General features: G+C 28.3%; 14 protein-coding genes. All 14 read left to right on the top strand.

Features of this window, described 5'->3' with window-relative positions; genetic code table 11:
- On the top strand, positions 1–1,431 hold the full coding sequence (gene treP, locus WJW32_RS06145; protein WP_340256492.1) for a PTS system trehalose-specific EIIBC component: 1,431 nt from the start codon (positions 1–3) through the stop codon (positions 1,429–1,431).
- Between the two features lie 135 nt (positions 1,432–1,566).
- Complete coding sequence (treC, locus tag WJW32_RS06150) at positions 1,567–3,231, top strand: alpha,alpha-phosphotrehalase (RefSeq protein ID WP_340256495.1); 1,665 nt, start codon at positions 1,567–1,569, stop codon at positions 3,229–3,231.
- Positions 3,232–3,267: 36 nt separating this feature from the next.
- Positions 3,268–3,978: a trehalose operon repressor gene (gene treR / locus WJW32_RS06155; RefSeq protein ID WP_340256498.1), complete on the top strand. Its 711-nt coding sequence runs from the start codon at positions 3,268–3,270 to the stop codon at positions 3,976–3,978.
- 223 nt (positions 3,979–4,201) lie between these two features.
- Positions 4,202–5,461 (top strand): bifunctional lysylphosphatidylglycerol flippase/synthetase MprF, encoded by a 1,260-nt coding sequence (locus WJW32_RS06160; RefSeq protein WP_340256501.1) that lies wholly within the window; start codon positions 4,202–4,204, stop codon positions 5,459–5,461.
- A gap of 365 nt (positions 5,462–5,826) precedes the next feature.
- Positions 5,827–6,123, top strand: coding sequence for a SunI/YnzG family protein (locus WJW32_RS06165; RefSeq protein WP_340256504.1), 297 nt, complete (start codon positions 5,827–5,829; stop codon positions 6,121–6,123).
- Between the two features lie 290 nt (positions 6,124–6,413).
- The gene (locus WJW32_RS06170) at positions 6,414–6,725 is read left to right on the top strand and encodes an ArsR/SmtB family transcription factor (RefSeq protein ID WP_340256507.1); all 312 of its coding nucleotides are present in this window, start codon (positions 6,414–6,416) and stop codon (positions 6,723–6,725) included.
- A 1-nt stretch (position 6,726) separates the two neighbouring features.
- A complete protein-coding gene (locus WJW32_RS06175; protein ID WP_340256510.1) occupies positions 6,727–7,719 on the top strand; it encodes a permease in 993 nt (330 codons plus the stop codon).
- Between the two features lie 33 nt (positions 7,720–7,752).
- Positions 7,753–7,983: a thioredoxin family protein gene (locus tag WJW32_RS06180; protein ID WP_340256513.1), complete on the top strand. Its 231-nt coding sequence runs from the start codon at positions 7,753–7,755 to the stop codon at positions 7,981–7,983.
- A gap of 480 nt (positions 7,984–8,463) precedes the next feature.
- The gene (locus tag WJW32_RS06185) at positions 8,464–9,156 is read left to right on the top strand and encodes a TVP38/TMEM64 family protein (RefSeq protein ID WP_340256516.1); all 693 of its coding nucleotides are present in this window, start codon (positions 8,464–8,466) and stop codon (positions 9,154–9,156) included.
- A gap of 51 nt (positions 9,157–9,207) precedes the next feature.
- Positions 9,208–9,879: a TVP38/TMEM64 family protein gene (locus tag WJW32_RS06190; RefSeq protein ID WP_340256633.1), complete on the top strand. Its 672-nt coding sequence runs from the start codon at positions 9,208–9,210 to the stop codon at positions 9,877–9,879.
- 72 nt (positions 9,880–9,951) lie between these two features.
- Positions 9,952–10,194 carry a DUF1292 domain-containing protein gene (locus WJW32_RS06195; RefSeq protein ID WP_340256519.1) on the top strand — a complete coding sequence of 81 codons (243 nt, stop codon included), beginning with the start codon at positions 9,952–9,954 and terminating at the stop codon, positions 10,192–10,194.
- Positions 10,195–10,209: 15 nt separating this feature from the next.
- Positions 10,210–10,620, top strand: a complete 411-nt coding sequence (locus tag WJW32_RS06200) for a DUF6762 family protein (RefSeq protein ID WP_340256522.1) — start codon at positions 10,210–10,212, stop codon at positions 10,618–10,620.
- 161 nt (positions 10,621–10,781) lie between these two features.
- Positions 10,782–11,603 (top strand): M15 family metallopeptidase, encoded by an 822-nt coding sequence (locus WJW32_RS06205; protein WP_340256525.1) that lies wholly within the window; start codon positions 10,782–10,784, stop codon positions 11,601–11,603.
- 100 nt (positions 11,604–11,703) lie between these two features.
- Complete coding sequence (locus tag WJW32_RS06210) at positions 11,704–12,453, top strand: hypothetical protein (RefSeq protein WP_340256528.1); 750 nt, start codon at positions 11,704–11,706, stop codon at positions 12,451–12,453.
- Positions 12,454–12,506 lie beyond the last annotated feature (53 nt).

The following is a 12,506-nucleotide window of genomic DNA, read 5'->3' on the forward strand; positions in this document are numbered from 1 at the left end:
ATGTCTAAATTTTCAAATGATGTATCGCAATTATTAGAGTATATTGGTGGAAAAGAAAATATAGCAGCAGTTTCTCATTGTGTGACTCGTATGAGATTTGTACTTAATGATCCTAAAAAGGCTGATGTTAAAAAGATAGAGGGTATAAAAGCTGTAAAGGGAAGTTTTACTCAAGCAGGACAATTCCAAGTTATAATCGGAAATGAAGTAGCAACTTTTTATAATGAATTCTCAGCAAAGGCTGGAGTTGAAGCTGTAAGTAAAGATGATGCTAAAAAAGCTGGAAGACAAAATTTAACTTTACTTCAAAGAGTAATATCTCATTTAGGGGAAATTTTCTCTCCGCTTATTCCAGCTATAGTTGTTGGAGGTTTAATTTTAGGATTTAGAAATATTATAGGAGATATTAAACTTCTTGAAGCAGGAACAAAGTCTTTAGTAGAAGTATCTCAGTTTTGGGCAGGTGTACATCACTTCTTATGGTTAATAGGTGAAGCGATATTCTTTTATTTACCAGTTGGAATTACATGGTCTATATCTAAGAAGATGGGTACAACTCAAATTCTAGGTATCGTACTTGGTATCACATTAGTTTCTCCTCAGTTATTAAATGCTTATGCAGTAGCTGGTGGTGCCGAGGCTCCAGTTTGGGATTTTGGATTTACTCAGATTAAGATGATTGGTTATCAAGCACAGGTTATACCTGCAATATTAGCTGGATTTGTTTTAGCAAAATTAGAACTTATGTTAAGAGATAAAGTTCCAGGATATATATCTATGATAGTAGTACCGTTTCTTGCATTAATACCTACTGTATTATTAGCTCATACTGTTTTAGGACCTTTAGGATGGAAGATTGGTTCTATGATTTCAAGTGTAGTATATGCAGGACTGACTTCAACATTTGGATGGTTATTTGCAGCTATATTTGGATTTGGTTATGCACCACTTGTTATTACAGGATTACATCATATGACAAATGCTATAGATTTACAGTTGATGAGTGAAATGGGTGGAACTAACTTATGGCCTATGATAGCTTTATCTAATATAGCTCAAGGTTCTGCTGTTTTAGCAATGATTTACTTAAATAAAGATGATGAAGAAGAAAAACAAGTATCTATACCAGCGGCAATATCGTGTTATCTTGGTGTAACTGAGCCAGCTATGTTTGGTATTAACTTAAAATATGTATATCCATTTTTAGCAGCTATGATAGGTTCGGGGGTAGCAGGAATCATATCTGTAGGTTCGGGAGTTATGGCTAACTCAATAGGAGTTGGAGGACTTCCTGGAATATTATCTATACAACCACAGTATATGGGAATGTTTGCAATAGCAATGATAGTAGCAGTAGTAGTACCATTTATATTAACAGTTGTATTTGCAAAAAAGAAGATGACATTCAAAAAAACAGAAAAGAGTATTTAATAAAAAAGGAGGGAGATAATCTCCTTCCTTTTTTATTAAGAATTAAGGCATTCTAAAATTTTCGTTCTGAGTATAACATTGATGGAAGAACTGTACTTCCAAGTAGACGAATTTTAGCAAAAGGAGATAATAATGATGAAAGATTTTAGAAATAGTGTAGTATATCAAATATATCCAAAGTCATTCAAGGACTCAAATAATGATGGATTTGGAGATTTAAATGGTGTAACTGAAAAATTGGATTACCTAAAATTGTTAGGAGTAGATTATATATGGTTGACTCCATTTTATGTTTCGCCTCAAAATGATAATGGATACGATGTTGCTAACTATTGTAAAATAGATTCTCGATTCGGAACAATTGAGGATTTTGAAAATATGACTAAAGAGGCTAAAAAAAGAGGAATAGAAATAATGCTTGACATGGTATTTAATCATACATCTACAGACCATGAATGGTTCAAAAAAGCTATTGATGGAGATGAAAAGTATAAAAACTATTATATATTTAAAAAATCTAAGAATGAAAAAGAACCAACTAACTGGCAGTCAAAGTTTGGAGGTTCTGCTTGGGAGTATGTTAAGGAATTTGATGAGTACTATCTTCATTTATTTGATGTAACACAAGCAGATCTTAATTGGGAGAACAACGAAGTTAAAAAAGAAATATTCGATGTAGTTAATTTCTGGATAGATAAAGGAGTTAAAGGCTTTAGATTAGATGTTATTAACCTAATTTCAAAGCCTGATGTATATGAGGATGATTATGTAGGTGATGGAAGAAGGTTTTATACTGATGGAATTAGAATACATGAATATTTAAAAGAGTTAAACAAAGAGACATTTGGAAAGCATGATGATATTATAACTGTTGGAGAAATGTCATCAACTACTATGGACAATTGCATAAAGTATTCAAGACCTGATGAAAAAGAATTATCTATGGTGTTTAATTTTCACCATCTTAAAGTAGATTATGAAAATGGAGACAAGTGGACTTTAATGGAGTTCGACTTTATAAAGTTGAAAGAAATATTGAATTCTTGGCAAATAGGTATGGAAGAGGGAAATGGATGGAATGCTCTATTTTGGAGCAATCATGACCAGCCTCGTATAGTTTCTCGTTTTGGAGATGATAAAAAGTATCATAAAGAGTCTGCGAAAATGCTTGCAACTTCTATTCATATGTTAAGGGGAACCCCTTATATATATCAAGGGGAAGAGTTTGGAATGACTAACCAATATATTGATAGTATAGAAAAGTACAGAGATATTGAGTCTATTAACTACTATAATATACTAAAAAATGAAGGCAAGGATGAAAAAGAGATTATAGAGATATTACAAGCTAAGTCTCGTGATAATGCTCGTACACCTATGCAGTGGGATGAAAGTGAAAATGGTGGATTTACAGAGGGAGAGCCATGGCTTAATTCAGGACAAACTAACAAACACATAAACGCAAAATCTGCACTTGATGACAAAAACTCAATATTTTATCACTATCAAAAACTTATTAAACTAAGAAAAGAGTACGATGTTATCTCTAATGGTAACTATAATCCGATACTTGAAGATAATAAATCGATATTTGCATATATTAGAGAATATGAAGGCAATAAATTACTAGTTGTAAACAACTTCTATCCTGAAGAAACGGTATTTGAACTGCCAAAAGATATAGAAATAGATGAGTTTAAAACTAAAATATTGATTTCAAATTACAATGATTCTTTAAATGAAATACAAAAAATCAATCTAAGAGCATATGAGTCCATAGTTTACTATATTGAAAAATAATCATTAAAAAGTTACAATATATTAAGGTGATAATATATGGTAAGTAAATATTTAATTATTTATAATGAAATAAAAGAAAAAGTAGAAAATGGCGACATGAAGCCAACTTCAAAGCTTGCATCTGAAAATGAATTGATGAAAGAATATAGTGTATCTAGAGATACGATTAGAAAATCCTTAAATCTTCTAGAACAAAATGGATATATACAAAAAATAAAAGGTAAGGGATCGTTTGTACTAGATATTAATAAGTTTGATTTTCCTATATCAGGACTTACAAGCTTTAAAGAATTGGCAAATAAAATGGGTGTTAAATCACAGACTATATTAGAGGAGTTTGAACTTATTAAACCAGATGATTTCTTGATGAACCAATTAAATGTATCTAAAAATAGTGATGTATGGAAGGTTATAAGAGTTAGAGAGATAAAAGAGCAAAGAAATATACTGGATAAGGATTTTTTTAATAAGAAATATATCCCAAAATTGACTGAGGATATATGTAAAGATTCTGTATACGAGTATATAGAGGGAGAACTTGGACTTAAAATAGGATTTGCTAAAAAAGAAATAACAGTGCAAAAAGCTACTGAGGAAGATAAAAAATATCTAGATTTAGAAGAATACGACATGATAGTAGTAGTGAAAAACTACACATATCTAGATGATATGAGCTTGTTTCAATATACAGAATCTAGACATAGACCTGATAAATTTAGATTCGTTGATTTTGCAAGAAGAAAGTAGAAGATAACCTCTCAATTTTGAAGAGGTTATTTTTTTTTAGCATATAAGCAAATTATATGATAAAATAAAATTTGCTTTGTTTAACTAAATGATAGGGAAAATAAAAAATGAAAAATTTAAGAAAACTTTAAGATTCAGTTAAGTATAAATCAAGATTTATGAATTATACTTAATTAAAGTGGATAGTCATTGGATAAATTGAATTTAGAATGGAGATATACAAATGAATAGTTATAATTTAACAAGTAAATTAAGAAAAACATTTATTAATAATTCTATTTTTTTTATAGTATTATTAGGAATACTTAATATTACATTATTACTAGCAAAAAAGATTAAAATATTACACTTTCAATCAATTTTAAACCATAATAACTTATATATTTTAAGCGGACTCATATTAGTTTTTCTATGTAATAAGTATTATAAAAAAAAGAATTTTATAGAACAAATTGTATCAAATGAAGATAGAAATAAAGTAAGAGGATATCTAAAGCAATATGGGGATAACTCAATATCATATTTAGCTTTAGAAAAAGATAAAAAATACTTTTTTTCTGAAAATATAGAAGGTGTGGTTACGTATGTTATAAGTTCAGGCGTTGCTGTTTGTGCAGGAGATCCAATATGTGATGAGAATGATATTGTTGAGCTTTTATCTGAATTTATTTCATATTGTAAAGAAAAAGAACTTCGTATTTGTTTTTGTCAGACAAGTTCAAAATTTATGAATGAATTTAATAAACTGGGATTTGGGTCTATTAAATACGGAGAAGAAGCCATGTTTGATCTAGATATATATACTACAAGTGGGAAAAAAGCTGCAAAAATAAGACAGGCTATTAACAATGCAAATAGATTAGGGGTAGAGGTATTAGAGTATAAGCCTTTAGAAAATAAAGACATTAATATAGAAAAAGAAATATTAGAAGTTTCAAATGAATGGCTTTCTTTAAAAAAAAGCGGAGAGTTATCTTTTATGTTAGGAAGTATTAGTCTAGAAAAACCTATGGACAGAAGATATTTTATAGCAGTTGATTCAGATAAAAAAATATTGGGATTTGTTGTTTTTGTACCATTTTTAGGAGGAAAAGGATACTATGCAGATGTTACTAGAAGAAGAAAAGATGCTCCTATAGGAGTAATGGAAAAGATTATAATCAATGCTTTTAATGAAATGAAAGCCGAAGGTGTTAAGTGGGGAAGCTTAGGAGTTGCGCCTCTTGCTAATGTACGAGAGGATAAACAAAAAATACAAATAACTTCATTTGTCATGGAATTTATTTACAAAAAAATAAATAACTTTTATGGATTTAAGAGTCTTCATCAATATAAGAAAAAATATGGACCAACAATGTGGGAATCTAGATTTTTAGTATATTATCCTAGAATTTTTACTCCTAAAATGGCATATTCTATAATAAAAGTAAAAAATCCTGGTGGAGTTAAGGATTTTTTAATAAATCAAATAAAGAGAAAATAGTCTTATTGTTTAAAAAAGTTTAACGGGACGGTTCATGAATTCATGAACCGTTTTTTTATTTGAATATTCAATTTTACTATTTAACGAAGGTTATTTTATACTTTATAGCTACTATAAGATCAAGATAATATTTTAGTTTTTGAGATATTATTCTGTATATATAGAAATCCGTATAAATAGATTTTTGAGTAATGAAATGAATTTATCATATTTAGATGAAAAATAGAATATAATTTATGGAAAAAAATTCTAATGTGGTGTATAATAAAAGTATGTTAAAAAAATAACCACTATGTAAGAAAGAGGTGTTTATCATTTATACCATTATAACTATTTTGATTTTATGTATTATTATATGTTATTTTATGGTTTTCTTAAACACAAGATACGAAATTTTAAATAATAAACTAGTGATAAAATATGCCTTCTCAAAATTAATAATACCAATAGAAGATATAAAAGAGATTGAAGAATCTACTTATTATGCATGTCAACATAATAGTCAATATAGTATAGGAATGCAAAATGGTCAACCTGATAGAATAATAATAAAAACAAAAGATAATAAATCGTACTTTATAAGTCTTAATGGCTCTCATATATTAGTAAATAAAATAAGAAGAATTAATCCTGATATTAACATACAAGGAATATTCATATAAAAACTGCTTAGCTAAATCTATTAGTTAAGCAGTTTTTTTGAATTTGATAAAAATAATTATTGAGTTATTCTATATATAATGAGTAGAAAATTATATTATTTTCTAGTTGTGAATAATATTGCTGAAAGTACTACAGCATCGACTATTTTGAGCAACGGAGCCGATCGTTGGCGACATGAGCCATGTTGATAGCCGAATGCGAATTTTTGTTGACAAAATATACATAATCCCATATTATATAAGTATATTAGAAAATGCTTATATAGTTAATGAGGAAGAATGGTGATAATATGGATTTAGAAAGTATGCAGGTAAAGGTGTTAAAGGCTATGGCTCATCCTATAAGGCTTAAGATAATAAAGAAATTAGGAAATCAAAAGCTTTGTGTATGTGAGCTTAATAAAGATGTAGAATTTACTCAATCTAACTTATCTCAGCATCTTAAAATACTAAAGGATGCAGGAATTCTTGAGAGTGAGAAAAAAGGTCTTTGGATGCACTATAGAGTTAGAAATAAAGAAATACTAGATATATTAGATATCGTAGAAAAGATTATAAGTATTAATGTCAAAAATCTAAATCAAGAGTTAGGGGGACGATAATATGGATTTCATCAATAACATGCTTCAATTTGCTTGGCTTAATAATTTAGTAAGACTTCTAGTTGAGAATGTGTTTAATATTTCTATGGAAACTCACTTAGGAGGAAGTATTCATTTTTTCATATATGATACTATAAAGATAATAATACTTCTTGGAATTATGATATTTATAATATCTTATATAAGAAGTTATTTCTCTCCAGAGAAGACTAAGAAGATATTAGAAAAATTCGGAGGTATTACAGGTAATATAATGGCTTCGCTTCTTGGAATTGTAACTCCATTTTGTTCTTGTTCATCAGTTCCATTGTTTATAGGATTCGTTGAAGCTGAAATACCTATAGGTGTTACATTTTCATTTTTAATAACATCTCCAATAGTAAATGAGGCAGCTTTTGCGATACTTTTAGCTTCATTTGGATGGAAAATAGCTGTTGTATATGTTATAACGGGAGTTGTAGTTGGAGTAGTTGGAGGTATATTAATAGGAAGTCTTCATTTAGAGGATCAAGTAGAAGAATATGTTTATCAAATAAAGATGGGAGACTCTGAGATAGAAGAACTAGATACAAAGCAGAGAATAGACTTTGCTATTCAAAATGTTAAAGATATAATAAAAAGAGTTTGGATATACTTAATAATAGGAATTGGGATAGGAGCTTTAATACATGGTTGGGCACCTGAAACTATACTTAGTAAGTATGCAGGACCTAACAATCCTTTAGCTGTAATTGTAGCAGTTGTTGTTGCGATTCCTCTTTATTCTAATGCATTAGGAACTATACCTATAGCTGAGGCGTTAATAATGAAGGGGGTAGGTATTGGTACTGCACTAGCGTTTATGATGGCTACAACTGCTTTATCACTTCCTGAGATGATACTTCTTAGAAAGGTTATAAAGCCTAAGCTTATAGCGGTATTTGTAGTTATAACAGGGGTTAGTATAATATTGGTAGGATATATGTTTAATGCTATAGCGCATTTACTTATATAATTTCTATAAAAACTATATAAAGGAGGAGTTAATATGCATATTAAGATTTTAGGTGGAGGATGTAAAAACTGTGAAGTATTATATGAAAATACTAAGCAGGCTCTTGAAGAGTTAGGAATTGAGGCAACTATTGAGAAGGTAACTGATTTTGTTGAGATAGCTAAGTATGGAGTTATGAAGACACCAGCTCTTGTTGTAGATGAGAAGGTTAAGATATCAGGAAGAGTTGTTAAGGCTGATGAGATAAAGAAAGTACTTAAATAGATTTTATTAAATACCTAGATTTCCTACAAATGAAATCTAGGTTATTTTTTTCTGAGGGTTATTAAAAACATTCTATGAAAATACCGTAAATCCAACGATATTTTGAATATAACTAAGACTTTATCTTATTAATAATCCTAAAATTTACGAACTCCCTACGGTCAGACACATAAATTTTTTAACGGAGTATTAAACAATAAAATCTAAGTTATAGTAGTCAAAATATCTAAAAGTATTCACTAACATTTTCATAGAATGCTTTAATATGAATATCGTATTTTATCCCAGAATAGGGGGAATACATTTGTACTAAATCTAAGGGACTAAGACAAAAAATATAATGATTGAGTGAAAAAATAAGTTTATTTTCGTATAGAAAGAATCTATAACAAGTACTTGAAATATAGAATTTATCAATTAGACAAAAATATACATATAATGATATCTTTTTAATATAAGAGTATTAGGAGGATTAATAGAATGGAATTTATTAAGAATAATAGAATAAAGATATCGGTTATATTAGCCATTATAAGTATATATTTGTTTATACCTTCAGTTAAAGTAAATGTAAACCAGGCTGTATTTATTTTGAGTAATGTAAATGTTGATATGGCTAGAGAATATATATTGTCATTTGGAATATGGGCACCTATTGTATCTTTTTTACTAATGATTTTGCAATCGGTTGCAGCACCACTTCCTGCATTTATTATTACGTTTGCTAATGCTGGGTTATTTGGATGGGTTAAGGGGGCTATGCTTTCTTGGTCTAGTGCAATGGCAGGAGCCGCACTTTGTTTTTACATAGCAAGATTTTTAGGAAGAAATGCAGTAGAAAAGCTTACATCTAGAACGGCACTAAAAAGTGTAGATGAATTCTTTGAAAAGTATGGTAAATATGCAATTTTAATTGCGAGATTACTTCCGTTTATATCATTTGATATTGTAAGTTATGCAGCAGGACTTACATCTATGAGCTTTTGGTCTTTCTTTATAGCTACAGGACTTGGACAACTTCCTGCTACGATTATTTATTCATATATAGGTGGAATGCTTACAGGTACTGCAAAAACTTTTGTATTTGGATTATTATGCTTGTTTTCATTAAGTATATTAATTGTACTAATTAAGAAAATTTGGGATGATAAAAAGAACAAAGGATTGCTCTAATTATAGAGCAATCCTTTAACTATTATAGGGAGCTGATTTAATTTGAATAAAGTGAGTATAGATTTAAAAAAAAGAATAATAATAGGCGTTTTAATACTTAGTATAATTATTATTATGAATTTTTTTGGTGTATTTGAATATGTAAGCATAGATAATGCCTATAAAATAAAAAATTACATACATAAATTAGGTATGTTAGGACCAATAATATATATTATATTCTTTGTTATAGGATGTGTTGCTTTCATACCAGCACCACCAATGGCTATAATTGCTGGAATGGCATTTGGACCTATTAATGGATCTATATACACTTGTATAGCTGCTCTTATAAGTGATACATCTGCTTTTTTGATAGCTAGATACCTTGCTAAAGATATTGTCCAAAATAAAGTTAAAACTAACAAATCACTTGGTAAAATAGATAATCTAGTAAAAAATCATGGATGGAGAATATTGATTATAACAAGATTAGTTCCTGGATTTCCGTATATGCTACAAAGCTATGCTTATGGAATCACAAATATTAAATTCAAATCATACATTTTAGCTTCTTGGGTATTAACTATACCTGGAATAATAGCATTTACACTAGTAGGAGGATCGGTTGGTTGTTCTGAAAATATAAACAAAATTTTTATTTGCTTAGCGATAGGCGGGGTTTTATTTACGGCTCTATCTTTAATCCCAAAATTGTTAAAGAAAAAATATGATTTTATATAATGTAAAATATATTTACAATTTGAATTCTTAAAGATATAATCAAAATATTGATATATGAGAGGAGACTATAAAATGTCAAAAGAAATAGTAGCGTTTTCAGATGAAGATGGAAACAAGGTAGAGTTTGAAATAGTTGAGAAGATAAATATAGAGGAAGAAAAATATGTACTTCTTGCTAGAGAAGAAGAAGAAGGAGATGCATACGTTTACAAAATAGTTGAAGAAGATGGAGTAGAACAATACATTGCAGTAAATGATGATGATGAGTTTGAAAAAGTGTTAGAAGAATACAATTCTTACTTTGACGAAGAATAATAAAGAGGTGAGAAAATGGAGTCTTTTGCTTTAATACTTATGCAAAAAAATAAAGAAACACTTGAGATAGAAAAAGAAATAGGAAGCTATACAGTAAGCAGTAATTTAGATTTAATAAATGGAATTTATATGACTTGTGAAGATGAAAAAAATATAGTTCATCTTAAAATAACTACTGAAAAAGACGTTAAAGATTGGGAATTCTCGGCTATACTAGATTACTACGATGATGAAGTTTTAAATGATTTGGCATTATCTGTGAAAGAAATAGAAGATGCTTATAATCCAACTTGGGAAGTAGATTTTGAATTTGTAGATTCTCAAGATGGTATGCAATCTAAAATAGAAGCAATACTTGATAAGCATAGAAAAGAATTAGATGATGTATATGCTGAAATAAAAGATAAAGAAGAAGAGTATAAATAGATTAAATTTATATCTAAAGTCTGTTGACAAAATTATTGTTAACAGGCTTTTTTATTTTGAATAATATAAAGATTTTACGATTTCTTTACAAATATAATATAACTTTTATAAAAATTAATTATATAATTTCCCATGAGCAAAAACCAAGGGGGCAATTATTTATGAATCAAGGAGTACGAATTAGAAGATTAAAAAAGAGACAATATAAAAGAAGGTTACTTAATATTTTTATAGGCATTATTGTATTTTTGATTTTTATTATGTTTAATAAAATCAATTCTCTAGCCTATGAAAAAAGTTATGAGCAAGAAAATGATAGTAAGATAGTAGAAGGACTTATGTTTGGCGATGAGAAAGAAAATAGAATTGAAGATAATCAAGAAGATATAATTGAAGATAATCAAGAAGTTAATTATATACAAGATAGTATTGTTTTAGCAAATAAAACTCATACTTTATCATCAGATTATATACCAAAAGACTTAGTAGTTCCTAATGTATCATTTTCATTTAAAGAAGATAACCCTAAAAAGCAAATGAGAAGAGAAGCAGCTGTTGATTTAGAAAATTTATTCAACGGAGCTAATGATGGAGGAATTAAACTATATGCTGTATCAGGATATAGATCATATCAAAGACAAAAGACTATTTTTGATAATAAAGTAAGACAAGTAGGAAAAGAAAAAGCAAATAAAGTTGTTGCTTATCCAGGACAAAGCGAGCATCAAACAGGTCTTGCAATGGATGTATCAAGTATAAGTGTTAAGTGTAGATTAGTTGAGAGTTTTGGAGATACAAAAGAAGGAATTTGGTTAAAAGAAAATTGTTATAAATATGGATTTATAATAAGATATCAAAAAGGGAAAGAAGATATTACAGGATATAGTTATGAACCATGGCATATAAGATATGTAGGAAAAGAAGCAGCAAATTATATAAACAATAAAGATATTACTTTAGAAGAATATATTATGAATAATTAATAAAATTATATTTTACAATTTTTTTACAATGAGAATATAGTTTCTATATATTTTATTTGTATAATAAATTTATAAATCAAATACGTAGGAGGAATAAATTATGAAACTTATGAAAATGAAAAAAGGGTTACCAATTGCTTTACTTGCTGGAATAATAATGTTAGTAGGGTGTGAAAGTAATGAATCAGTGAAAAAAAATCAATTGAATACAGAACAAAGTACAATTCAAAATGTACAAGTTCAAAATTTAAAGAAACAACAAGCAAAAGAAATAGCTATAAAATCATTTGAAAAATATTTCAATATAAATATAGATGAAAAAAATTTATTTGAAGAAATAGAATTACTAAAAGAAGGAGATAAATATAATTTTAAAGGAAAGGATCAGTGGAGTGTTACTTGGACAACATTTGATAATAATAAAGATATAGAGGATATGACAGATGCTGAGTTAGATAAGTATAATGAAGATATTCGTAATGGTATAGGGTATAGTGCAAGTATAGATGAAAAAAATGGAGAAATAATAGGTATAGCAATAATAGATAGAAATAGAACTTGTACAAAAGAACAAGAAATAAAAACAGAAGATGCAAAAGATATTGTATTAGATTACATAAAGAAAAACAAACTAGTAGAGAATGAAGAAAAATTAGAGTTCTTAGGAGATATAAGAATGGACCCATCACTATGTACTATTGCATATAAATATGGAGAAAATAAGGCTATAAGTGTTTCAGTAGAGTCAGTTTCAAAAAAAGTATCAGGTTTTAATTATGACGATGAAGAAGGGGTAAAAAAAGCAATAGAAAATACTAAAGATTATAAAGAAAAAGGAACGATTGGATAAAAAACACATGTTTGACTAAAAGAGGTATTGTGAAATTGCAATACCTCTTTGCA

This window comes from Tepidibacter sp. Z1-5 (assembly GCF_037844525.1).
GTDB lineage: Bacteria > Bacillota > Clostridia > Peptostreptococcales > Peptostreptococcaceae > Tepidibacter_A.

Excerpts from the sequence above, each read along its gene's own strand:
- WJW32_RS06165 (WP_340256504.1), top strand. The coding sequence starts at position 5,827 with ATGGTTTTCTTAAACACAAGATACGAAATTTTAAATAATAAACTAGTG.
- WJW32_RS06175 (WP_340256510.1), top strand. The coding sequence starts at position 6,727 with ATGGATTTCATCAATAACATGCTTCAATTTGCTTGGCTTAATAATTTA.
- WJW32_RS06210 (WP_340256528.1), top strand. The coding sequence starts at position 11,704 with ATGAAACTTATGAAAATGAAAAAAGGGTTACCAATTGCTTTACTTGCT.
- WJW32_RS06205 (WP_340256525.1), top strand. The coding sequence starts at position 10,782 with ATGAATCAAGGAGTACGAATTAGAAGATTAAAAAAGAGACAATATAAA.
- treC (WP_340256495.1), top strand. The coding sequence starts at position 1,567 with ATGAAAGATTTTAGAAATAGTGTAGTATATCAAATATATCCAAAGTCA.
- treP (WP_340256492.1), top strand. The coding sequence starts at position 1 with ATGTCTAAATTTTCAAATGATGTATCGCAATTATTAGAGTATATTGGT.
- WJW32_RS06160 (WP_340256501.1), top strand. The coding sequence starts at position 4,202 with ATGAATAGTTATAATTTAACAAGTAAATTAAGAAAAACATTTATTAAT.
- WJW32_RS06200 (WP_340256522.1), top strand. The coding sequence starts at position 10,210 with ATGGAGTCTTTTGCTTTAATACTTATGCAAAAAAATAAAGAAACACTT.
- treR (WP_340256498.1), top strand. The coding sequence starts at position 3,268 with ATGGTAAGTAAATATTTAATTATTTATAATGAAATAAAAGAAAAAGTA.
- WJW32_RS06195 (WP_340256519.1), top strand. The coding sequence starts at position 9,952 with ATGTCAAAAGAAATAGTAGCGTTTTCAGATGAAGATGGAAACAAGGTA.
- WJW32_RS06170 (WP_340256507.1), top strand. The coding sequence starts at position 6,414 with ATGGATTTAGAAAGTATGCAGGTAAAGGTGTTAAAGGCTATGGCTCAT.
- WJW32_RS06180 (WP_340256513.1), top strand. The coding sequence starts at position 7,753 with ATGCATATTAAGATTTTAGGTGGAGGATGTAAAAACTGTGAAGTATTA.
- WJW32_RS06185 (WP_340256516.1), top strand. The coding sequence starts at position 8,464 with ATGGAATTTATTAAGAATAATAGAATAAAGATATCGGTTATATTAGCC.